A 22,647-nucleotide genomic window follows, 5' to 3' on the forward strand; every position below is an offset into this window, starting at 1 on the left:
AGGGAGTGCTTAATATGACTACCACTCATGAACTACTTGATCGTCTTCGCAAAACAGCTAGAACTCCACAAGAACGAGGCGAGCTTTTCGAACGCTTCGTCATTGCGTATCTTCGCTGCGATAGTTATTACGGGCAGTTTTTCTCTAACGTCTGGCGCTGGCGCGACTGGCCGGGACGAGGAAGCGAAACCGATTCCGGCATTGACATTGTGGCAGAAGAACGGGACACTGGTGTTCTCTGGGCCATCCAGGCGAAGTTCCACGAAGCCCAGCTCGGGCTCCATGACATTGCTACCTTTCTTGCTCTTTCGGGCCGGAAGGAATTCGCCCGTCGCATGATTGTCACAACGTCTTCCCTCGGCCCCAAGGCAGAAGAAGCACTGAAAGAACAAGATAAGCCCGTGAAGGTTCTGACGCTTGCCAGTATTCTACAACGCCCCATCGACTGGGACACTTTCGACTGGAACAGACCTGAAGACTTCCAGTTGCGGTCCAGGAAGCAACTCCATCCCTACCAAAAAGAAGCCGTCGAAGCGGTTCTGAACGGCTTTGGCCGCAGCGACCGCGGCAAGCTCATCATGCCTCCTGGCTCCGGCAAGACTTTTGTTGCCCTCAAGATCGCCGAGAAGCTTGTGGGTCCCGGCGGGTATGTGCTTTTCCTCGCGCCGTCCATCGCCCTCGTCGAACAGACCCTCCAGGCGTGGCTGGCAGATGCCGAGGTGTCCTTGCGTGTTTACGCCGTGACTTCTGACTACACCGTGGGCCGGGACGAGGATGCCTTTGACCGCACTACCGTTCTCACCATCCCGCCGACAACGGAAGCCACGGAGCTTGCAGCCGCCGCAGGGGAGCCCGACCAAGTTAGGATGACCGTCATCGTCTCGACGTACCATTCCATTGATGTTGTAGCAGAGGCTCAAAAACTGGGCCTACCTGACTTTGGCCTTATCGTTGCAGACGAGGCACACCGCACGACGGGCGTCATGCAGGGCGAGGAGGCGTCCTACTATCACAAGATACACGACAACAACGTGATTTGCGGCGCGAAAAGGCTCTATATGACCGCGACGCCGCGGGTTTTCGTACCGCGGATTAAAAAGAAGCTAGAAGAACTTGGCTATGACTATTTCACCATGGACGACAAGACCGTGTATGGCGAAGAATTCTTCCGGTATGGTTTCGGTCAAGCCGTGGACGAAGGCTTTTTGAGCGACTATAAGGTCGTGGTGTTTACGGTGAGCGAAGCTGACCTGCAACGCAGGCTTTTCGAGTTCCTCAGCCGCGAAGGCTCGCCTAAAGTGGAAGATGCGGCGAAAATCGTCGGCGTGTGGAGCGTCCTTAGCGGCCGCATCAAAGATGGGGAGGTTTCTCCGCTCAAGCGGGCGGTGGTCTTCGCCGGGCGCAGCATCGGCGATTCCAAAAAGTTCGCCGAGCAGTTCGTAAAGACCGCCGAGGCTTACCATGAGGCTATTGGTAGCGAAGGTTACTTCCGTCGCTTCGAAGTAAAACACATTGACGGTACCATGACCTCGACGGAGCGCAAAGCGCTTCTCGACTGGCTGAGGGGAGAGCCCGGGCCGGGAGAGACGCGCGTCCTCTCCAACGCCAAGGTGCTCACGGAAGGGGTTGACGTACCCGCCCTCGATGCCGTGGTCTTTCTCAAGCCGCGGCGGAGCGTTGTGGAAGTCGTGCAGGCTGTTGGGCGGGCCATGCGCAAAGCACCGGGAAAGCGCTACGGCTACGTGGTGCTTCCCGTCATCGTTGATCCCGAGCGCGATGCGGCGGAACAGCTCGACAAAAACGAGGAGTTCCGCACAGTTTGGGAAGTATTAGGGGCCCTGCGTTCCATCGATGACCGGTTCGATGCAAGAGTGCGGCAACTCTGGATTCAGCGGACACGCGGCAAAAGAGAAAAAACTTCCCAGACTGATGAGGACGTCATTATCGTCAGTGGCCCAGAACAGCTTTCGTTTGATTTCGGAGACAAGATCCTCGGCAGGCTCGTCGAGCGCGTGGGGGAGCGCGTTTACCTGGAGTTATGGGCCAAGGACGTTGCTGCGGTGTCAGCGCGGCTCGAGCGTCACATCGCCGAGGCGCTCCAGCACGACAGCGAATATGGGGAAAAAGCGCGGGAGGCGTTTGCAGGTTTTCTTGCCGCGTTGCGTGAGGTCATCAATCCTTCCGTAGCCGAAGAGGATGCCCGCAGCATGCTCGTGCAGCATATCATCACCAAGCCCATTTTCGACGCTATCTTCGGCGAGTACGAATTTCTTAAAGAGAACCCCGTCGCCCATAGCTTCGACCAATTGGCCAGCGTATTTGAGACGTTTGTCGACAAAGAAACCAAAACCCTGAAGAAGTTTTATCACACCGTTCAGACGCGAGCTAAGGGATTGGATAAGGAAACCGAACGGCAGGAGTTCCTGCGCCAACTCTACGACACGTTTTTCAAAGTTGCTTTCCCCAAGACGGCCGACCGCCTGGGGATCGTTTTTACTCCCGTAGAGGTTGTGGACTTCCTCGTGAAAAGCGCGGAGGCGGTCTTGGAGGATGAATTCGGCCTGAGCCTTGCGGATAAAAACGTAGTTATTCTTGAACCGTTTGCTGGAACGGGGACGTTCCTCGTACGGCTCATGCACCAGCTCCCGCCTAAAGCACTTGTTCGGAAGTATCGCAAAGGCGAAATCTGGGGCAACGAGATCCTGCTCCTGCCCTACTACATTGCCCTTGCCAACGTCGAGAGCACGTATTACGAGCTCACCGGCCAGCACGAGCCGTTCCGCAACCTGCTTCTCGTTGACTCGTTCCAACTCATGGAGGCCAGGGGCGCGGGGCAGATAAAACTTTTCCCCGAGCAGTATACGGAGCTGATGAAGAAGCAGAGGGAAGCGAAGATCAACGTGATCATCTCGAATCCGCCGTGGTTTGCATGGCAGGAAGAGGAGAACCTCGGGATGAAGGCGGTCAAGTACGACAGGCTGGATGAGAGAATACGCCGGACCTATGCGGCTTATTCATTGGCAACCAACAAGAACTCGCTGTACGATTCCTACATCCGTGCCATCCGGATGGCCACCGACCGGATTGAGGATAAAGGCGTTATTGCCTTCGTGACTAATAGTGGTTTTCTTGACGGCAGCGCTGCCGACGGCCTCCGCAAGTGCCTGGCCGAAGAGTTTGCGAAGATCTACGTCCTCAATCTGCGCGGGAATGCGCGTACTTCAGGAGAACTCAGGCGCAAGGAGGGGGGTGGTATTTTCGGCCAGGGCAGCCGTGCGGGCGTGGTGTTGCTCGTGCTCGTCAAGGACACTTCTAAGGCCGGCCCGGCTGAGATTTACTACCGCGACATCGGCGATTACCTGAGCCGGGAGGAAAAGCTGGCGCGGCTGAAGGCATGCGGGGACGTCCGCGGGGTGACGTGGAAACGCATCACGCCGAATAAAGCGTACGATTGGATCAACCAGCGGAGCGAGGATTTTGAGGCGTTCCCCGCAATCGGAGCAAAGCAGAACGGGGATAAAGAGATAATATTTGACCTGCACTCCAGAGGGCTAGCAACAAGCCGCGACGCCTGGGCTTATAATTTCTCCCAGGCAGAGCTGGCAGACAACCTGCACCGCATGATCGATGAATTCAACCGTCACGTTGAGCTGGTGCGGACTGGGAAAATTAGGGGCGACAATCTCGAATCCCAAATAAACACCGACCCTCGAAAAATCGCATGGTCTAGGGAATTAAAGAAGGATCTCTTAAAAGGCAATCTACACACGCTTGAAGAAGCAGGCGTGATAATGCCCTCAACATACCGGCCTTTTGTTAAAATGTGGGTTTATTTCAGCAAGACATTCAACGAAATGATTTATCAGCAACCCAAAATTTTCCCCGAACCAGGGTTGGAAAATATAGCGATTGCTGTACAAGCTCCCGGAGGTTCAAAAGAGTTTTCTGCTCTGATTATCAAACATATTCCGGATTTGCATCTTACAGGAGATACCCAAACCTTTTCTTTTTACATCTATGAACCTGTGCAAGACAATATTACCTTTTTCGACAGTTACTCGGGTGGTGGAGTCATGATCACAGCTCCATCTGGGAAGCGCTACATTCGCCGTGAAAACATCACCGACTGGGCGCTCGAAGAATACCGCAAGCGCTACGGCGGAGACGTAACGAAGGAGGACATCTTCTACTACGTTTACGGCCTCCTCCACTCGCCAGAATACCGTGAACGCTACAGGAACGACCTGAAAAAGACGCTCCCCCGCATTCCGTTCGTCGCTTCAGCGGAAGACTTCTGGGCATTCAGCCATGCTGGGCGCAAACTGGCGGAGCTCCACCTTAACTACGAAACCGTCGAGCCGTGGCCGCTGGGAGAGGAAATCAAGGGCAACCCAGGCGACTTTACAACCTACAGGGTTACCAAGATGCGCTTCGGAAAGGTGCCGGATGGCAAAGAAGACAAGACGGTGATCATCTATAACGACCAAATCACGTTGCGCGGGATCCCGGTTGAAGCCTACGAATACGTGGTCAATGGGAAATCGCCAATTGAGTGGATCATAGACCGGTACCACGTCTTCCGCGACAAGAAGAGTGGTATTGTTAACGATCCGAATAAGTGGCTTGAGGAGCAGGGCAATCCGCGCTACATCATTGACCTCATCAAGCGGGTCGTGAGGGTGAGTGTGGAAACGGTAGAGATTGTAAAGGGATTACCGAAGTTGGATATAGAGGCTTCTGGCAATACTGGTGACTGAAATATAACCGGTCACCCCCTACTATATGTGTCATTTACCGTGGAAGGATGTAGCTGTGGTAGTACAGGCAAACGGTCACGGGGGATACACAGTCATCGTCAAAAACCGCACCATCACCGCCTCCGAGTGGCTCTCCTGGCGGAAACAGGGCCTAAGCAATACGGAAATAGCTGCTATACTAGGCGTTAGCCCCTCAATGGCCCGCGTTATAGCGAAGAAGTTCCGCCAAGCCGGAGTGCCCGACCCGCAGTACAGGAAACGAAAGCCCGGCCCGGTGATGACACTCGACACTACCACTGACGCCGGAGCCTATGTCTTAGGCATCCTCTGGGGCACGGCCTCCACCTCCGGGGAAGGCTACTGGGTGCGCCACCGCGACAGGTGGTACGTGGACGTTGTGCGGGAATACCTGGGTGTTACGGCGGAAGGACACGAAAGCTACTCCAGGACCGGGAACCAGTGGCGGCTGAAGATAACTCGGGCGGTGGACGTAGCCGCGGTGAGGAATCTTCTAGAGCGCCACAGGTGGGTGCCCAGGAAGGCCCCGGAGAGGCCGTATCCGTCCGGGAATATCGACGACAGGGGCTTCGTGCGGGCCTGGGTAGAACTGCACTCCTCGGCAGATGTGGCCCGCACCGGGAGAAAGAGGGCGCCCACGCCCAGGCTGAGAGTGTACGGCAGCCGGCTGCTGATGGAAGAGGTGAACCTTGTTATAACTGCCGGTACTGGCGTGTCACTACGGACACTACAGAAAACGGAGAACGACACCACGGCGGTTCTGTATTACGCCGGAAAGAGCTTCCGGGTCGTGGTGGACTGGCTCTACGCCGGGGCGGAGCTGTACAACCCGATAGTACGCGAAAAAATCGAAGAAGTCATATCGAAGCGCGTTTGACGCGCTTTTTTTTGTGACCATTTGTCGAAAGGAGCTGGTTTTATGATAGCCATCGACGTTGGCTACAGCCACACCAAAGCCGTATCTCCCGACCGCCGGGTGCTCATCCCCTCCGTAGTGGCCCCGTACCGCGAATTGCCGCTGGCCGACCTGTCCAGGAACGGTTCCGGCCACGTAGTGGCAATCCGAAAGCTGGACGGCGATACCGAAAAGCACTTCGTGGGTGAACTGGCCTTGAGGGAGGGTCAGGGGGCAACGTTCACCCTGGACAGAGAGAAGCACAGACACCCGAACCACGACATCCTCGTACTGGCCGCTACCCGGCTCCTGGAGGTCCGGGAAGGGGCTACCCTGGTGGCCGGACTGCCCGTGGCGTATTACCGCCTGCAGAAGGACGAACTCCGCAGGCACCTTGAGGCCCTGCACGCGGAGGTGTCCGTAGACGGCGGCCCTTTCGCCCGGGTTTCCTTTGGAAAGGTGGTGGTCTACCCCCAGGGGGCGGGGGCGCTTTTAACCGTTTCCGCATTGCCGGAGAACGGCCTGGCTTGCCTCATAGACGTGGGCTACAAGACCACGGACTACGTCACTGTGGAGATGGCCGGCGGCCAGGGAAAGCCGGTGGGTTCACTCTGCGGCAGCGTAGAGTACGGGGTCAGTCAAGTGTACGAGGCGGTTGCCGCCGAGTTTGAGGCGAAGACGGGGGCGCCCGTGGATCTGAACACAGCCGCAAACCTTGCCGCCGCAGGCAGGACCATCTTCCGGGGCAGGGAAGTAAATCTGACGGCGGCGGTGAAGGCGGCCCGCGAAACGATCGTCAGGGCCATAGCCGACCGCGTGCTGGCAGCCCTGGGGCAGAAGGGGGACTTCGTGGCAAAGTTTTATCTTGCGGGAGGCGGGGTACTGGCTCTACCCGAGTTGAAGGACATGTTCTCTACCAGTGAAGTATTGACGGACCCGCAGTGGGCAAACGCGAAAGGGTTCCTAAAGCTGATGGGGTAGTTTTCCGGAAAGGGGAAACCCGGTTGCAGTGCGGGTTTGAAGGTTATTTTGGGGCTTCTTTTCCGGAATGCCGGGTTTCTTCCGCCTGCTTCAGGGTCCCTTTTCCGGAAAAGGGGGTTAAAAACCATGCTTAAAGGCTTGAAACGACTGGATTTGTGGATTCCGGAAAGTCACCCGATATGGAAAGTTCCCCCGCGGATGCGGTCAGCGATAGCTCGTGAGTGGCTGGACGTGGGGGGCAGGCTGGCGGCGCTGGAGGAAGCGGTAGCACGGCTGGAACGGAAGCTGGACCGGGAAGGAGATACAGCTCGGCCAGTTACCCCGTTACGTATAGACGCAGATGCCTTTTTTGAGATATGAAAGAGAGGAGCGATGTCATCATGTTTGACCCGGCGTATATTCGCCTGGCGCAGGCCGTCGTACTTCAGGCCCTGAAAGACGCGGTGAACCCAGTCAGGTTGAACGGGCGCGACTATTCCGCACGGCATATCAAAGCCGACGCCCGGAAGTTCATCCGGAAAGCGGTTCGGGAGGACGGATACGAGCGCAGCATATTCGAGCTTGCGGGCGTGGACCCCCGGCGGGTCCTGACCCACCTGGAAGAAAGGATGAAAAGACATGTGGATAGCGGTAGACGTGGACAACACCGTGGCAAACACGAACCTGGAACTGGTGCGCAGGTTCGGCGTGTCGCTGAAGAAGTACCCGGCGCCGGAAGTGCCGCCGGGGTTTTTCTGCACTGAAGAAGGCTTGCGGCTCCTGCAGAGGGCAGAGCCGTTCCCCCGCGCGGCCGAAACGCTGAAAACCCTGGCGGAGCTGGGTTACCGCATAGCCTACGTCAGCTCCCGCCCCGGGGACGCCCTTTTTCTCACCGTGCGCTGGCTGCAGAAACACGGCTTCCCTGCGGACCAGGTGCTGTGCGGCCTGGACAGGCAGGGGAAGGCGGAGGTAGCCACGAAAGAACTGCAGGCCGTGGCGGTCTTTGAAGACGACCCGGTGCTCGCAGCGGTCCTGCTCGCTCACGTGCCGGCGTTGTGGCTGAAAGACTGGCCGTACAACAGGAAGCTGCCCGCCGGGAAAGGCGCGAAATGGAACGCCGACAGGGTGATCAGGTTCAGGGCCTGGAGCGAGGTGTTAAAGGCGGTGGTCACCAGCAACCCGGACCTTGCGGCCCTGATCGGCAAAAAGGGGGAATAGCGTTTTGCGCAAGCTGGTCATAGCGGAAAAACCGTCCGTCGCCCGCGATATTGCCTCCGCCCTGGGAAAATTCGCGCAAAAAGACGGCTACCTGGAGAATGACCACCTGGTCATATCCTGGGCGCTGGGCCACCTCCTGGAGCTGGCCGACGCGCATGAATACGCCCCGGCCCTTGTCAAATGGACTCTTGAGCAGCTTCCCATCCTTCCGGAGGAGTTCAAACTGCATCCAATCAGGAGTGGCGCGAAGCAACTCAAGATCCTGAAGCAACTGCTAAATTCGGCGGACGTGGCGGAAGTAATCAACGCCTGCGACGCGGGGCGTGAGGGGGAACTGATCTTCCGCCGCATATACGAGTGGTGCGGCTGCAGGAAGCCAATCAAACGCCTGTGGCTTTCGGAGGCCACCCCCTCCGCCATAAGGGATGCCTTCAAAAAGCTAAGGGACGGCCGCGAACTGGACAACCTGGCAGCGGCGGCCAGGGCCCGGGCCGAAGCCGACTGGATTGTGGGGATCAACGCCACCCGGGTGTTTTCGGTGAAACACAAAACCCTGCTTTCTGTCGGCAGGGTGCAGACACCCACCCTGGCCCTGGTGGTGCAGCGGGAAAGGGAAATCCGGGGTTTTAAGCCGGAGACCTACTGGGAGGTTTGGGCTGCCTTCCAGAAAAGCGGCGGGGCCACCTACCGGGGCAGGTGGTTCAGGGGTGGCGAGGGCCGCATCAAAGAAAAATCACGGGCGGAGGAACTGGTACGGGCCGCCCTGGCCGCCGGTTCCGGCAGGGTGGCGGAAGTTGAAAAACGCTCTAAAACAGAGGCCCCGCCCCTGCTCTTCAACCTGAACGACCTGCAGAAAGAAGCCAACCGGAAGTACGGAATGACGGCCCAGCAAACACTGAACGCCGCCCAATCACTCTACGAAAAATACAAACTCATAACCTACCCCAGGACCGACAGCCGCCATCTAACGGAGGCACTGGCGAGGGACACCCTGCAAAAGCGCCTGGCCGCCCTGGAAAAATGCCCGGAATACGGGGAACTGGTCCGCCGTATAAGGCCGGGGATGATGCCGGGCAAACGTCACGTCGACGATGCCGGAGTCACGGACCACCACGCCATCATCCCCACGGACGTGACTCCGGACCCGGCGGCCCTTAACCCCGTGGAACGACATGTGTATGACCTAGTGGTCCGGAGGTTCTTGGCCATGTTTTATCCCCCGGCAGTCTACGACGAAACCAAAGTGGTCACCGAAGCCGGGGGCGAGACTTTCAAATCCGGAGGCCGGGTCGAGATCGATCCGGGCTGGAAAGCGGTATACGGGCCGGAAGAAAAAGAGGAAAAGGATGGGAAGGACGAAGACGGAGAATCACAACCGCTCCCGCCCCTGGCCGAGGGCGAGACGGTCGCTGTCGAAGAAGCGGGTGCCGTCGAGCGGCAAACGAAGCCGCCGAAACGGTACACCGAAGCCACGCTTCTGGCAGCCATGGAAAATGCCGGCCGCCTGGTGGACGACAGGGAAATGGCCGAAACCCTCAAAGCCGCCGGCGGCATCGGCACCCCCGCCACCAGGGCGGCAATCATCGAAACGCTGATCAAGCGGGGATACATCGAGCGCCGCAGGAAAACCCTGGTGCCCACCCTGCGGGGCGAAGCACTGATAGACCTGGTGCCGGAAAAACTGAAATCGGTGGAACTGACCGCTCAATGGGAAGACGGGCTGCGGCGTATAGAAGAGGGGCTGGAGGACGCCCGGACGTGGTTGCACGGCCTCAAGAACTTCACCCGGGAGGTGGTGGCCATGGCAAAAGAACAGGAAGCAAACGGCGCGGTACACCGGGAGGAGGTGATGGGCAAATGCCCGCTGTGCGGCCGGGATGTGGTGGAGTTTGCCAGATCATACGGCTGCAGCGGGTACAAGGAGGGCTGCAGGTTTGCCATCTGGAAGGAGATCGCCGGCAAAAAGATCACGGTCAAGCAGGCAAAAGAACTGCTCTGGAAGGGCAAAACCGGTGTCATCAAAGGCTTTAAATCAAAAGCCGGCAAGAGCTTCGACGCCGCGTTGACTCTGAGCGAGGACGGCAGGGTCAACTTCGAGTTTGCCGACCATGCCGGCCACGTCCTGGGCAGGTGCCCGCTGTGCGGAAAGGACGTTATCGAGGGCAAAAAAGGTTACGGCTGCGCGGGCTGGAACCAGGGATGCAAATTCATCATCTGGAAGGAGATCGCCGGCAAAAAAATCACGGTCAGCCAGGCAAAAGAACTGCTCCAGAAGGGCAAAACCGGCGTCATCAAAGGCTTTAAATCCAAAGCCGGCAGGGAATTTGAAGCTGTCCTGGTTTTGGGTGAAGACGGCAAGATAGAATTCGAGTTCAAAACCGACAGGGGGGATAATGTATGCGGATAGCTCCGGAAGGAACCAGCATAACGGAACTGGATCAATGGGATATTTTCTATGATGCCAAAGACCGCGACAGCGTTTTAAGCGCGGTCGTAACGTCCGTCGTAAGGCCGAAAACATTGAACGGATTATACTGGGAACTCAAATTTGAAGACGCGGACGGAGTGCGCGGCGTGGTACCCTCGTCCGAAACCGGGCTGCCCAGCGAAAGAACGATGAATTTCTTCGTCAATCAGAAAGTGAACGTCAAAATAAAAAGCATTGACAGGAAGAACGGCATTGTAGCCTGCACCCGGCGGGAAGTGGTCGAAGAGGCGATCAACCATTTGCTGGGCACCCTCACTGAAGGCGAAGAAATTCCGGCCCTGGTGCGCTTTGTATCCAGAAGAGGCGTGGGGCTGGACATCGGCGGCGGCGTGATAGTTGAAGTGCCGTATCGAAATGCGGCCTATTCCAGATCGCTTCCCCTGGACGTGATATACAGGCCGGGGCAATTGATCAGGGTTACGGTTCAGGCCATAGACAAAGAGAAGAAAGATATACGGGTATCAATCAAGGACCCCTGGGAAAACGAAGAATTCAGCCGGGGTACAATCCTAACCGGCAGAGTTTTAAAAATTCGCGGCAGGGAAATGTTCGTCGAAGTCCGCCAGGGTTTGGTCGGCCTGGCCGGCTATCCGCTTAACAAAAGGATTGAGGAAGGGGAACAATTGCCGTTTCAGGTAATGTCTTTCGACAGGGCGGAAAGGAAACTGCACCTGATCGTGCTGGACCCGGAACGCATACGGGGAAGGAGGGTGCGGCGTGAAAGGAGAATCAGGGAAGCAAAACGTTAACTACGCGAGGGGGATCTCAATAGGGGCGGCCCAGTACAAACGGGGGGACGGCGAATCAATCGACTTCACCGGCCGGGCCTTCGACCTGCTGGCTTGCCTTACGGAAGCCCAGGCGCTGACTACCGGCGCGGCCGCCACTGCTTTGAGTTGTTCCCGTCAGACGGCTGGTACGGCCTTTAACAGCCTCTGGTGGGCTGGAATGGCGCGCTGGGTCAACGTTTTCGCCGAAATAGGGCAATTCAAGGGGCAGTTCCGGCTCTGGCTTCCGGCCGACGCCAGGCCGCCGAAGGACGCCCAGGAAGCATGCCGCATGGCGGCCCTGGGGCTTTTCTACGCCCTGGCGAAAAAAGAGGTGCCCGGGTTCAAGTGGCGGGTGGTGAGAAACGGCAGGGGCGGCGCCGTGGCCGAAATGGAATTCACAGGCACCTCAGGTGCGGAAAAATGGGTAATCGACGCGCCCCGCCGGGGCGAAACCCCCCTCCCGCACGCCGATGTGTGCATCTTCCCGACTTTACGGGAGGGAGAAGACCTGGCGCCGCCTGGAAAAATGTACACCGCAGACGAGGTGCTGATTGATCCCGGTGAACTGAGGCATAAAATTTTTCAAAAAAGCACTTGACAGAGGCCAAAAAGCTTGTTAAGTTTTGGTTAAAGATGTAAGACACAAATTTTTTACTCCTTGCCTATCGGGATGCCTTCTCCCGGTACGGATGGAAGCTCCGGAACGGCCGTCACGGCGATGAGCAGGCGGACACGTTGGCAAGAGAGGTCCTGCGAAAAGTCCCACGGCGATGAGCAGGGTGTACTCGCAGGATGGGGTGCCTCGGCGATGAGCAGCGCACTCCGTTTTCCCGGCGTCACGGCGATGAGCGGGCGCGGGCGGCGGGACCCAGCCGTAAGAAACGGGCAAAACGGCACGACTGCAGGCGATGAGCAGCAGGGTGCCTTGCCTGGCCGGAGCTGTATCCGGCCCCTGGGGTGGGCGGCGTTAGACCGCAGCGGCAGGAAGGTGGACTCTTCCGAAGGCAGCCGTAAGATACCCCTTGTAAGCGAGCAGTCCCAAGCGCCACAGGCCGAAGCCGCCCAGCTTCAAGTGGCGTTGAGAGTGGGGGGTGGCCTCCCCGACACGAACCGGGCTAGCCGCCGGGAAACAGGAACGCCCAACCTGCGGCGGTGAAAAGAAACCGAGCCGGGCTAAGCGCCGCGCGAAAGGCTGTGCCCCCGCCTGCGGCGTTACGAGTTCAAGCGTTTGGCTTGCATGGGGCGGAGAACCGGTACACCTGCAGGTGTGCAGGCTGAAAACTTGAAAGAGCGTGCGAAACATGCACGCCAAAAGGCGTGCGGGAGAAAACGGAATAATAGCGGCATCATCCGGCAGATGGTGCTTCAGGGAGTAAAACACCTTGGCAGATAAAAGCGAGCGAAACACTGGCTTGCTCTGTTGAGGTGTTTCTTTGCTTTTGAAAGCCCCTGCGGGCGTTGGAAATGAGCGCCCGCGGGAGAAAAACCCCGGGCGCTTCAATTTTTAGAAAGGGAGCGTGCCGGGGAATGAAGGGAGAATACCATGACGAAAGAAGAAATAGATCGGCTCATAGCGGAACTATCCTGGGAGGACCAGAACTGGCTGTTCAACCGGATTATGTGCCGGCTGTGGCCACAGCTGGAGGGGAAGAGGGTGGTCTTACATGAGGCCACCGGATTCTACGACCTCGAGGACTGGGAAGACGAGGAACTTGACGAGTTTTACCGCAAGAAATGGGAAGAAGCGGACGAACGCGAGAAGCGGCTTCAGACCAGGAGACGTGGTAGTCGTTAAGGATATGCCATACAAGGATATACCTGGTGGCAAGACCAGGCCTTCAGTGGTATTAAGCTCATATGAGCATAACAAGGCTAGGCAGGACCTGGTAGTTGCGAAGATTTCCGGAAGCGCGGTTGCTGGTAAATGGGACTTAAAGATCGAGCGATGGCTAGAAGCAGGGCTAAAAAAACCGTCGAAAGTAGTTTGCGACCATATCACGGTGGTCTCGAAGGTCTCGGTGAGAACAATAGGACGCCTTGATGCTGAAACTCTTGCCGGGGTGCGAGAAAAGATCACCCTGCTCTTTGGCCTGTAAAGAACAGGGGCCGCCGGCCCGCAAAACCAATCATCATTTCCAAGGAGGTGATTGGGCGCGGGCCGGATGGCCCGTAGCCCGGAAGCATGAAAGAAATGCTGGTCAAGCTGGTTAAGGAAGTTAACGAGATACCGACGGTAATACGCGACATAATGGCCGCCAGGACGGACCTGGAAAAGAAACTTTCCCAAGGCGGGGATGAAGAAGCCCTCCGGGCCGTCAGGGACAACCTGGCGCACACCGACCGGGAACTGGAGTGGCTGCGTTCCCGGCAGACGGCCGCCGTGGCGACCATCAACCTGCTGTCGGCGCTCATCGGCGCGGGCAGAGCGGACGACGCGCAGGCAGTTCTGGCGGCGCTGGTAAAAGGCGAGCAGAAATCGGCGCAAAGAGACGAAAATGAATCCAACAGGGAAAAAAGCAAAGATCAGGAAGAGCTGAAGGTTGATACTTTTGCCATTAAAGAAGTGAAGCCCGGAAAGAGCGAAAGCACCGTCTGGGCGATTGCGGTTACCGGGGACGGTACAGAATACAAAATCTGCGCCAAGAACGGTAACGGCCAGGCCCTGCAGGCATCCTCGGGCAAACAGGCGAAGATTAAGTACCGGCCTATGGGCGAAGACAAACTCTTCGCGGTAAGCGTCGAGGTTGCCGGCTAGCCTCCGGAATGGTAAACTGGAGGTGAAGGCGGGTGATGGCTATGGAAGCAAAAAGAGAAGTGGCTGCCACAGGCGAACAATCGCCTGAAGTGCCTCCGCACTGGTTTCTCTATCTCATGGAGAGAATGGACCGGATGGAGAACAACCTGCGGAGCGAATTCCGGCAGGAACTTGGTGGGATCAGGCAAGAATTTAACGGTTTAAAGCAAGAAGTAAACGATATTAGGCAAGAAATGCACGGCATTTACCGCTGGTCAATCGGTCTTCTGGTGACCATGCTGCTGGGATTCGGCGGCATCATCGCCACGCTGGCGGTGACCTTGCGGTAAATAAGGTTTAATAATAAGGCTGTCAAGGCCAGCAAGAGGACGGAAAACGGGACATTCATGTCCCGACCGTCCTCTTTTGCTTTATTAAGGAAAACTTAATCACTCAGGCGGCCCGGCCCGCCTAACTCACTTCAGACAAGGAGGTGAGATGGGGCGGGCCGCCGGGGGTCCGCCGTTCATGCTGATGAAGCTGGTAAAAGTCTGGTACGACGAGTATGCGGAATCTCCGCGCGAGTGGAGCAACCTGGGGACGATGGTGTGTTTCCACCGGAGGTACTGTCTGGGTGACCGGCACGACTTCCACACTCCGGACGAGTTCCGGGAGTGGGTGTCGAAGGAGGTAGGGTGGCACAACATTGTGATCCTGCCGCTGTATATATACGACCACGGCAGGATCACGATGAATACCACCGGATTTTCCTGTCCCTGGGACAGCAGCCAGGTGGGCTGGATATACGTGACAAAGGCCCGCCTGCGCGAAGAGTTTGGGGTGAAGCGGGTTACTCGAGATGTCCTCCGCAGGACCGAGGAAATCCTGCACGCGGAGGTTGAAACTTACGACCAGTATCTTCGCGGGGAAATTTACGGTTTCTCCGCCTACGAGATCGTGGGCGGGAACATTGTAGAGATCGACTCCTGCGGCGGCTTCTACGGGGATCGCCCGGAGGAGAACGGCATGCTGGAGTACGTGCCGGACGAACTCCGGGAGCCGCTCCGCGCGGCAGGTCTTCTCCATGACGGTCTAGTCGTGACGGAAGCAGGAGACGAGCTGGAGGCCGGACGCGAACTCAGAAATTACCTCTGGGAACGCGGCCTCCTGCCGGGCTGCGTCCTAGAGAAGTGTAGCGCGCTCCGGGAACTCTGCGTCATATAAAAGTTTAACATCTAGAGGGCCTCCCGGTCCGCAAACCATTTCAAAGAAAGGAGGGAATGGGGCGGGCCGGGAGGGTCCGCCCCGCAATTCATGATGGACGGGAGAACGATTCAGAAGATCAACGATATCAGAAAAGGAGTGGAACTAATTGCTGAAGGCGTCAATAGTTACAACAACATCACCCGCAAGGAGCTGAAAGCCGCCTTCGGCGAGGTTCATTCCACCCTGCTCAATTGGATCGCTTATGCCGCCCTGGAGGCCGTGGCCGACCGGTGCGAGTTTGACGACCGGTTTTACCCGGTTATCAAGGACGCGGCCAGGCTGGTAAAAAAGGCGGTGGGCTGAATGGATAGAGAAAGGACATACCGCCTGCTGGACTCGGCTGTGGCCGTTTTTGTGCAGCTGGAGAAGGACTGGGACGAGGAGCTGGCCGCCGGTTACCCCTTCCGGGACAGCCTGGACGAGCTGATAATCAGGCTGGTCGACTGGCGGGACAGCTTTCGGGAGTAAGGATATCGGGCCTCCCGGCCCAAACCATTCTCAAGAAAGGAGAGAATGGGGCGGGCCGGATGGTCCGCCCCGCGCACGATGACAGTTACCGAAAAAGCGAGAGAGACTTTAAACCGTCTCCTGGAGATGTTCCGCACCGGGGATCTGCCGCATGCCGTGGCCCGGACGGTCATCCGGGCGAAGGCCGGGTACGAAAGGCCGTCCGATAGATGGAGCCTGGGAAACCGCCTGCTGATGTATCTGGCCGGGACGGAAGACGCCAGGGGTTTCAAGCAGTGGGAAGAAGCCGGGCGGCATGTTAAAAAGGGCGCCAGGGCGTTCTATATCCTGGCACCCTGCACCAAAAAGAAAACGGTCAGGGAGCGGGAGATAGACTCCGACACCGGCGAAGAGCGGGAAGTGGAGCGGGAGCGGGTGGTTATTACCGGCTTCCGGTGCGTCCCGGTGTTCCGCTACGAGGACACCGAAGGTGCTCCTTTGCCGGAAGTAGATTACGCCCCGCCGGAGCCACCGCCGCTTTTCGACGTGGCCATGCGGTTCGTGGGTGACGTGAAATACAAACCCTTCGTGGGAGGGTATTACGGCTACTTCGACCCCGCCAGGAGAGAGATCGTGCTCAACACCCACGACGCCAGGACGTTTTTCCACGAGCTGGCGCACGCTGTCCACCACCAGGTGAAGCCGGGCGGTTTGAAGCCCGGCCAGCACGCGGACCAGGAAATTGTCGCGGAAGTGGTGGCTGCCGCCTTGTGCGAGATGTACGGCTTCAAGGGTTACATCTGGCACGGGTGGGAGTACATCCGGCACTACGCCGGGCAGGACGGCCGGAAGGCGCTGAAAGCCGTCATGGGTGTCCTGGCCGACGTGGAAAAGGTGCTGGAAGTCATCCTGGAAGCCGCCACTCCGGAAGAGAGGGGGTGTGCGGCTTGACATATCGGATCTGGGAGGCACAAAACGCAGGTGAGGATACCACCTACCTGGTGGCAATGTCCAGCGTGCGGGAGACTTACCTGCGCGAGGAGATTACCCGTGGAGAAAGGCTGATGCGGCTCGTCCGCCTGGTGGCGGAAACCAGCGACCGGAACGAAGCCAGAAGGTTAGCTGACTGCGAACTCTAAGCAGGAGGGGGAATCAGGGGTGCAAGCGGAACACCGTTACCCCGAGGAAAAGTTTGTGAGAGTCAATCCTTCGCACCCCTGCCCCATCTGCGGCAGGGGCGACTGGTGCGGCTACAACAGCTTCATCGCCAGCTGCATGCGGGTAAGCGAAGGCGCGTTCAAGGAAGTGATCCTGAGCAACGGCCAGGTAGCCTACCTCCACTGGCTGGAACCGGGCATGGTAAACCTGCCGGCGCTCATGGAAGAAGACACAATAACCGCGGCGCAAACCGCGCCGGTGGAAGTGCGGGACCGGGTGTACCGTGACTTCCTGAAACTCCTTTACCTGCACCCGCGCCACAGAAAAGACCTGCTCCGGCGCGGGCTGACTGAATGGGAGATCAGGAGGAACGGCTACCGATCGGTCCCCGGAACCGAAGCCCCGTGGTCGGTATGCAGGCGCCTGATCCGAATGGGCCACGACCTGGCCGGCATCCCCGGGTTTTACAAGGCCCGGGGGCCGCACGGCGGGACCTACTGGACCTTCGACCGGCAGCCGGGGTATTTCATCCCGGTGCGGGACGAAAAGGGCCGGATCCAGGCCCTGCAGCGCCGCATGGACGACGCCCGGGGCGGGAAATATAAGCTGTTCAGCGGTCACAAGAGCCGGGGCGGCTGCTCCTGCGGCACCCCGGCCCACGTGGCCAGACCCGCAAAAACCGAAGACCGGCGGATATGGATCACCGAAGGGCCGCTAAAGGCGGACATCGCCGGCGAGTACCTGGGCGCCGTCGTGGTAGGCGCATTAAGTGCCGCCACCTGGCGGCCGGTAATTCCGGTCATCCTGGCACTGGGAGCGAAAGAAGCAGTGATCGCCTACGACCGGGACCTGGAAACCAACCCGGAAGTAGGTCGGGCGTATGAGGCGCTGAAAGCGGAACTGAAAAAACACGGCCTGGTGGTCGGCCGGGCGGTGTGGAACGGGAAGAAAGGCATAGACGACGCCCTGGCGGCCGGTATGGAAGTGCGGGTCGTGCGGGTGTAAGAAAGGAGATGGATCGAATGTCAAAAGTGATCAGAAGGGTGCCGGCGGAATATGTTACCGAACAAATCGGTGGCGGGGTTATATGCCCCAAATGCGGAGCCGGTAACTGGAAAAGGACCACTCCCGAGAAGTGCCCCATTTGCGGAACGATGGAAGTGCCGGATCCTGTCAGGTACATCAAAAGGCGAATTCCGGGCTATGTGGAAGTGCGGTGCGACTGCGGTGAAACCGTCATCTGCGACGGTTTCACCAACACCTGCGACCGCTGCGGGCGGGACTACAACTGGAATGGAACGTTGCTTGCCCCGCGCAGTCAGTGGGGTGAAGAAACCGGGGAATCGGAAGCGGACATATTCCTGGCGAGGGGGTAGTACGAATGATGGAAGTACAGGCATACCTGCGAAAGGAAAGCTGGCCGGTCAAGATTAGACCGCTGAGAGCAAAAGGTAACTACGTGGTAAGCGGTCGGGGTACGGAGATGTGGATTGCCGTCCGGCCTTCAGGCGGTATCGGGGGCGGAGATTTCCTGGTTGCGGTAACAAATTTCAACCGCTGCGGGTGCCTGGATGCCCGGAAGTGGTCAGCGGGAGATGTCCAGCAGTACATCGGGATCGAGAACCTGGTTGACGCTGTCACTCTCGCCGCTGCGCTGGACGCGATCTTTAAGATGGAGGAAGGCAAGCTGGTTGCTATGAAGTAAAACGAGATCAACGAAATCAGGGGTGCCGGCCGCAGGGTCGGCCCCTGCTCTAACCTTAATCAACTAACGGAGGTATGACGCCGGCTTCCGGCCGGCTCCTCCCCCGCCGCTAATTAGCGGCGTTCACCGGATCCCTGGTTATGACGCGATTAAGCGCTGTCTGACCACTCCATATGGAGTATGGGGTCCACACCACGGGTCCTGACGGCACTTGCCGCCCCCATAAATGGGGTAACGGGGCCTCAGTGAATGCTTAACAAGCCCACAACGGCGTGCGAGGCGGGCTTTGAAAGCCGGCCGTCGGGAGCACGCAGACAACCGAATAACCTACCCGGGGATGCAAACCCGGGCGTAGCCCGCCGGGCAAACCGCAAAGCGGCAGGCAACGGGCACAAGCCCGCACGGCGAAGCCGTAACCGGGCGCAAGCCCGCACCGCGAAGCGCAAAAACGGGCGGAAGCCCGTCTCAGGCCACCGGAGCGAAAGCGGAGGGGGCACTGAGACGGGCGCAGCCCGCGACGGCGAAGCCGCAAAAAATAAGGCCCGAAGGGTAATTTTAAAGAGGTTTTCCCGCGCATATACCCACGTAACGGGGGTTCGGGGGAAGGGACCTCTGGGAAGTTTTTGTCTTTTTTGCAATCAGACTAGAACAAAAACGAATCTAGATCAGGAGGGTTGATATAATGTTGCGGGTTTCCTGGGAAAATACCGGCGACCCCGTCCTCGACCGCCTGGGTCGGCAGTTTGTGGAAAGGGTGGCCCGGTATGCAAGGGGCGGTTCTTATGAGCGGCGCATGGAGTGGTACCGAGCGTATATTAGATTTACTTATTTTCTAGCGGAACGGTTTGGTCCAGAAGACATCCGTAATATCCAGCCCCGCCACGTTGCAGCGTTTATCAGGTACTTAAAACAACTGGGGCGAAGCGAGAAAACGGTTCTTCACTATCTCTCCATCATCCGCTGGTGGCACCAGCAGATTCCCTGGCGGAAATATGAACTGCCCGAGAACAATATACTTTTGGAATTGGAGGCGAGGCTCGATGACAAACGATTCTGTGAAGAAATCAAAAACAACTGCCGGCGCAAAAAGCTCCGAAGGGGTATACAGAAATCTCTCGGCTCAGCTTGAAAAAATCTGGCGTGAGGCGGTAAAAAACACGACCCACGCGATGTCCAAAAAATCTCATTTCCGGTACCGGGACAGCATGAAGAACTTCCTCTGGTTCTGCGCGGAAAAGTACCGCCTGCAGAAGATTGCCAACGTTGGCGAAAAGCACCTGCGGGCATACGTGGAATACCGCCGCCAGGAAGGCATATCTGAAAAGACGCTGAAAAACGACCTGGCGGCGGTGCGGTTTTTCCATCGCTTCACCGGTTCGCGCAATGAACTGCCGGATAACCGGGCGCTGGGGCTTGAAAAGACTCCGGCCGGCGGCAAAGATAGGGCCTGGACGGAAGAAGAATACAGGCGGATGCTGGAGAAGGCCGAAAAACTGGGCCGTACGGACGTGGTGATGGCCATGAAGCTGGCCCGCCACGCGGGGCTGAGGATCCACGAGTGTACCCGGCTTACGGTGGGCCACGTCCGGGACGCCCTGAAAGATGGGGAACTGGAGGTCAAAGGGAAAGGCGGCCGGGTGCGCCGGGTGCCGCTGCGCCTGGAGTTAAAGATGGAACTGGAGCGGTTCCTGGAAGAGCGCGGGGGTACCAGGGGGGAGAAGATCTTCGTCGCGCCGGGCGAAAAGACGCACAGAGTCATCAAAAGCATCCAGAAATTCATCGAACGGCACCGGGAAGAAATCACCGACCGGCCGATTACCTTTCACGGATTGCGCCACGCCTACGCCCGGGAGGAGCTGGCCTGCCGGTTGGAGCATCCGGAGAAATACGGCCTCCACAGGGTAAGTCCGGAAAGGGCGGCGAAACTGGAGGTGGCGGAGCTTCTGGGCCACGGCAGGCCGGAAGTGACCAGTGTTTATACGGGGAAGTAACTTTACATCAGTGGGGTTGCATGAGATAATTTTATTAAAGGGACGATGTCCCTGGCAACAGGAGGCGAGGTGTAACCATGGAATCGGTCAAAATTGTTTACGGAATAAAAAATGAATTCCTTAAAAAAAGGCGTAGAAAGCTATTATCACCCATCGAAAAGTTGAAAGCCCAAAAGGAAATGGCTGCAGTTATGAAACTGGCTGGGTTGTGGGAGGATAAAGATACCTCTTTCTTTGATAAGAGGTAATACCAATGGACGGTGTTTTATTGGATACAAATATTATAATAGACTTGCTCAGAACATATCGGAAATCTAGGCCGAAAAATCCTGAACACGCTTTTAATTCCAGGCAGGTTATTGAATTGTTTAAATATCTTACCTTCAACCGGATTAAAAGATATATTTCCTGTCACACAATCAAAGAGGTGCTCCAATATCCCTATATTTCCGAACAAGAGGAAAAACGTATCCAAACTATCCTGCCCCAGTTCTGTCTCATATTACCAACCACCAAAAAGATTGCCCGGATTGCCGGCTTGCTTTCCCGCCACTCTGCCGAATACCGTGACCACCATGTGGAAGACTGTTACATAGCGGCCACCGCCATAGCCTATAAATTGCCGCTATATACCAGAAACCCGGACGACTTTAAATATGTCCCGCACCCGGATTTGGAAATAGTGGTTCCGTACCAGTACCAGGGTGACGTAACTTCGTAAACAGAACCCAATACAGCCTTCGGGCTATTTTTATGGGTATAATTTTGCCCGGTTGAACCGGGATATTTTATCTTTTGACATACTATACGGTTGCATTCATATGCATACGTATGTTATTTTAACGTTGGAGCTTTGGAAGATCCTGTATGACTACAGTTTAAACCCCGGCAGGCGATTGTTCCGTGCCTATTAATAAACGAGCTGTAGAGATCGTAAAATCATACGCGGAGGCTCTCAGGAAAAAAGATGTTCCGGTGAAAGTAATAATTTTATTCGGCTCCCAGGCAAGGGGAACCAGCGTTCCGGGATCCGACATTGACGTACTTGTGGTGACGGAAAGGCTTGATAAAAAGATCCGCGATACGATTATAGATGAAGCCTTTGAAATCAGCATGAGAGAAGACATTCCGGTGATAGCTCTGGCGTGCGATATTCAAGAATTCGATTCTCCCTCATTTAAAGTTGATCCCTTTTACCGCAACGTTACTCAAGAGGGGATAATTTTCCATGGATAATAATGATTTCAAAAAAGAATTTGCCTCACAGAAAACGGAAAAAGCCTGGGACAACTGGGGTGAGGGTGAATGGGCTTTTAAAAGTGCTTAACTAGGTTTATACCCGACCTCCGTAGCGGTGTTAGGATTTAAACAAACAGGGATGGTGGTTAAAGTGGACACTAAGCCAATTCAACAGGAAATTTTAATGGAGGTTAACCGCCTGCCTTTCCACTTTCAAAAACGAGTTCTTGAATTCGCCCGGGCATTAAGGTTTACTCTCAATGAAGGAACGCCCGGTAGGGATTTGCTTCGCTTTGCCGGGGTTATATCGCCGGAAGAAGGGGAATTGATGAAAAGAGCTATAGAGGACGCCTGCGAGCGGGTGGATGCAAATGAGTGGTAAGTTTCTTCTGGATACAAACATTGTCATTGCCCTTTTTGCAGGGGACGAATCTGTTCAGGAAAAATTGATGGAAGCAAACAAAGTGTTTGTACCCTGCATTGTCCTGGGGGAGTTGTATTACGGAGCCCACAAGTCCAGCCAGGTGGAGAAGAACCTTGCGCGGTTGGCGGAATTCGCATCCAGCAGCACGGTGGTGGCCTGCGACACAGGTACGGCGCGTGAGTACGGCTTAATCAAAGATCAATTGCGGAAGAAAGGGCGGCCCATACCCGAGAATGATATCTGGATCGCGGCCATTTCTCGACAATACGATTTCGTTTTAGTGACGAGAGATGTTCATTTCTCTGAGATTGAAGATTTGAAGATCGAAAAATGGTAGAAATTTGAAGAAATAAACCCGGTTTCGCCGGGTTTTTCCTTTTTTGGGTCCGGTTTATCCGGGCCTTTTTCATTTTATTGGGACAGCTAAATTCATTAGGCGAGGTGGTTTTTATGAGATGGTCGTTATCCCGGGTGAAGGAGGAGGTTTATTCAGCTTTTAAACACATGCCCGCGTTGGCTAGAGGGGGAATTATGGCTGGAACTTCAGCGCTGGCCCTTGGTGGCCTCTACCTCCTCG

29 protein-coding genes are annotated in these 22,647 nt (G+C 56.7%); all 29 read left to right on the plus strand.

Going from position 1 to position 22,647, the window contains the following annotated elements:
- The first annotated feature begins 14 nt into the window (after positions 1-14).
- The 29 genes from D7024_RS01250 (at position 15) to D7024_RS01370 (ending at position 22,407) form a co-directional block, all read left to right on the plus strand.
- On the plus strand, positions 15-4,757 hold the full coding sequence (locus D7024_RS01250; RefSeq protein ID WP_121450199.1) for a type ISP restriction/modification enzyme: 4,743 nt from the start codon (positions 15-17) through the stop codon (positions 4,755-4,757).
- 55 nt (positions 4,758-4,812) lie between these two features.
- Entirely contained in the window at positions 4,813-5,652 is an 840-nt protein-coding gene (locus tag D7024_RS01255) for a hypothetical protein (protein ID WP_165859226.1), read from the plus strand.
- A gap of 42 nt (positions 5,653-5,694) precedes the next feature.
- Positions 5,695-6,651 (plus strand): ParM/StbA family protein, encoded by a 957-nt coding sequence (locus tag D7024_RS01260; protein ID WP_121450201.1) that lies wholly within the window; start codon positions 5,695-5,697, stop codon positions 6,649-6,651.
- Positions 6,652-6,777: 126 nt separating this feature from the next.
- Entirely contained in the window at positions 6,778-7,011 is a 234-nt protein-coding gene (locus D7024_RS01265) for a hypothetical protein (RefSeq protein ID WP_121450202.1), read from the plus strand.
- A gap of 20 nt (positions 7,012-7,031) precedes the next feature.
- A complete protein-coding gene (locus D7024_RS15630; RefSeq protein WP_435374052.1) occupies positions 7,032-7,394 on the plus strand; it encodes a hypothetical protein in 363 nt (120 codons plus the stop codon).
- Positions 7,276-7,848: an LNS2 domain-containing protein gene (locus tag D7024_RS01270; RefSeq protein ID WP_435374066.1), complete on the plus strand. Its 573-nt coding sequence runs from the start codon at positions 7,276-7,278 to the stop codon at positions 7,846-7,848. The genes D7024_RS15630 and D7024_RS01270 overlap by 119 nt, the downstream gene beginning before the upstream one ends.
- 4 nt (positions 7,849-7,852) lie before the next feature.
- The gene (locus tag D7024_RS01275) at positions 7,853-10,255 is read left to right on the plus strand and encodes a DNA topoisomerase III (protein WP_121450204.1); all 2,403 of its coding nucleotides are present in this window, start codon (positions 7,853-7,855) and stop codon (positions 10,253-10,255) included.
- Positions 10,246-11,085, plus strand: coding sequence for a hypothetical protein (locus D7024_RS01280; protein WP_121450205.1), 840 nt, complete (start codon positions 10,246-10,248; stop codon positions 11,083-11,085). Before D7024_RS01275 ends, D7024_RS01280 begins: the two co-directional genes overlap by 10 nt.
- Positions 11,054-11,704 carry a hypothetical protein gene (locus D7024_RS14655; RefSeq protein WP_165859227.1) on the plus strand — a complete coding sequence of 217 codons (651 nt, stop codon included), beginning with the start codon at positions 11,054-11,056 and terminating at the stop codon, positions 11,702-11,704. The genes D7024_RS01280 and D7024_RS14655 overlap by 32 nt, the downstream gene beginning before the upstream one ends.
- Positions 11,705-11,914: 210 nt before the next feature.
- Positions 11,915-12,262, plus strand: a complete 348-nt coding sequence (locus tag D7024_RS01290) for a hypothetical protein (protein ID WP_121450206.1) — start codon at positions 11,915-11,917, stop codon at positions 12,260-12,262.
- Between the two features lie 387 nt (positions 12,263-12,649).
- On the plus strand, positions 12,650-12,901 hold the full coding sequence (locus D7024_RS15040) for a hypothetical protein (protein ID WP_243113649.1): 252 nt from the start codon (positions 12,650-12,652) through the stop codon (positions 12,899-12,901).
- The gene (locus D7024_RS01295; RefSeq protein ID WP_243113650.1) at positions 12,888-13,202 is read left to right on the plus strand and encodes a type II toxin-antitoxin system PemK/MazF family toxin; all 315 of its coding nucleotides are present in this window, start codon (positions 12,888-12,890) and stop codon (positions 13,200-13,202) included. The genes D7024_RS15040 and D7024_RS01295 overlap by 14 nt, the downstream gene beginning before the upstream one ends.
- Before the next feature lie 86 nt (positions 13,203-13,288).
- A complete protein-coding gene (locus D7024_RS01300) occupies positions 13,289-13,861 on the plus strand; it encodes a hypothetical protein (protein ID WP_121450208.1) in 573 nt (190 codons plus the stop codon).
- Positions 13,862-13,902: 41 nt separating this feature from the next.
- Positions 13,903-14,190, plus strand: coding sequence for a hypothetical protein (locus tag D7024_RS01305; RefSeq protein WP_121452407.1), 288 nt, complete (start codon positions 13,903-13,905; stop codon positions 14,188-14,190).
- Positions 14,191-14,368: 178 nt separating this feature from the next.
- Positions 14,369-15,064 carry a hypothetical protein gene (locus D7024_RS01310; protein ID WP_125185602.1) on the plus strand — a complete coding sequence of 232 codons (696 nt, stop codon included), beginning with the start codon at positions 14,369-14,371 and terminating at the stop codon, positions 15,062-15,064.
- Positions 15,065-15,154: 90 nt separating this feature from the next.
- A complete protein-coding gene (locus D7024_RS01315; RefSeq protein WP_121450210.1) occupies positions 15,155-15,409 on the plus strand; it encodes a hypothetical protein in 255 nt (84 codons plus the stop codon).
- A complete protein-coding gene (locus D7024_RS14660) occupies positions 15,410-15,574 on the plus strand; it encodes a hypothetical protein (RefSeq protein WP_165859228.1) in 165 nt (54 codons plus the stop codon). It abuts the gene before it with no gap.
- Between the two features lie 45 nt (positions 15,575-15,619).
- Positions 15,620-16,504, plus strand: coding sequence for an ArdC-like ssDNA-binding domain-containing protein (locus D7024_RS01320; RefSeq protein WP_243113651.1), 885 nt, complete (start codon positions 15,620-15,622; stop codon positions 16,502-16,504).
- On the plus strand, positions 16,501-16,692 hold the full coding sequence (locus tag D7024_RS01325) for a hypothetical protein (protein WP_121450211.1): 192 nt from the start codon (positions 16,501-16,503) through the stop codon (positions 16,690-16,692). Before D7024_RS01320 ends, D7024_RS01325 begins: the two co-directional genes overlap by 4 nt.
- Before the next feature lie 19 nt (positions 16,693-16,711).
- A complete protein-coding gene (locus D7024_RS01330) occupies positions 16,712-17,716 on the plus strand; it encodes a toprim domain-containing protein (RefSeq protein WP_121450212.1) in 1,005 nt (334 codons plus the stop codon).
- Positions 17,717-17,733: 17 nt separating this feature from the next.
- Positions 17,734-18,087, plus strand: a complete 354-nt coding sequence (locus D7024_RS01335; protein ID WP_121450213.1) for a hypothetical protein — start codon at positions 17,734-17,736, stop codon at positions 18,085-18,087.
- Positions 18,088-18,092: 5 nt separating this feature from the next.
- A complete protein-coding gene (locus D7024_RS01340; protein WP_121450214.1) occupies positions 18,093-18,416 on the plus strand; it encodes a hypothetical protein in 324 nt (107 codons plus the stop codon).
- 682 nt (positions 18,417-19,098) lie between these two features.
- Positions 19,099-19,545: a site-specific integrase gene (locus D7024_RS01345; RefSeq protein WP_121450215.1), complete on the plus strand. Its 447-nt coding sequence runs from the start codon at positions 19,099-19,101 to the stop codon at positions 19,543-19,545.
- A gap of 40 nt (positions 19,546-19,585) precedes the next feature.
- A complete protein-coding gene (locus tag D7024_RS01350) occupies positions 19,586-20,407 on the plus strand; it encodes a tyrosine-type recombinase/integrase (RefSeq protein ID WP_243113652.1) in 822 nt (273 codons plus the stop codon).
- A gap of 77 nt (positions 20,408-20,484) precedes the next feature.
- A complete protein-coding gene (locus tag D7024_RS14665) occupies positions 20,485-20,655 on the plus strand; it encodes a hypothetical protein (protein ID WP_165859229.1) in 171 nt (56 codons plus the stop codon).
- 5 nt (positions 20,656-20,660) lie between these two features.
- Positions 20,661-21,128, plus strand: coding sequence for a type II toxin-antitoxin system VapC family toxin (locus tag D7024_RS01355; protein WP_121450217.1), 468 nt, complete (start codon positions 20,661-20,663; stop codon positions 21,126-21,128).
- A gap of 182 nt (positions 21,129-21,310) precedes the next feature.
- On the plus strand, positions 21,311-21,643 hold the full coding sequence (locus D7024_RS01360) for a nucleotidyltransferase domain-containing protein (RefSeq protein WP_121450218.1): 333 nt from the start codon (positions 21,311-21,313) through the stop codon (positions 21,641-21,643).
- Positions 21,644-21,797: 154 nt separating this feature from the next.
- Entirely contained in the window at positions 21,798-22,028 is a 231-nt protein-coding gene (locus D7024_RS01365) for a hypothetical protein (RefSeq protein WP_207543866.1), read from the plus strand.
- Complete coding sequence (locus D7024_RS01370; protein WP_072868173.1) at positions 22,018-22,407, plus strand: type II toxin-antitoxin system VapC family toxin; 390 nt, start codon at positions 22,018-22,020, stop codon at positions 22,405-22,407. Before D7024_RS01365 ends, D7024_RS01370 begins: the two co-directional genes overlap by 11 nt.
- Positions 22,408-22,647: the final 240 nt, after the last annotated feature.

Origin of the sequence: Desulfofundulus salinus (assembly GCF_003627965.1) — a bacterium.
In the GTDB taxonomy this organism is placed as follows: domain Bacteria; phylum Bacillota; class Desulfotomaculia; order Desulfotomaculales; family Desulfovirgulaceae; genus Desulfofundulus; species Desulfofundulus salinus.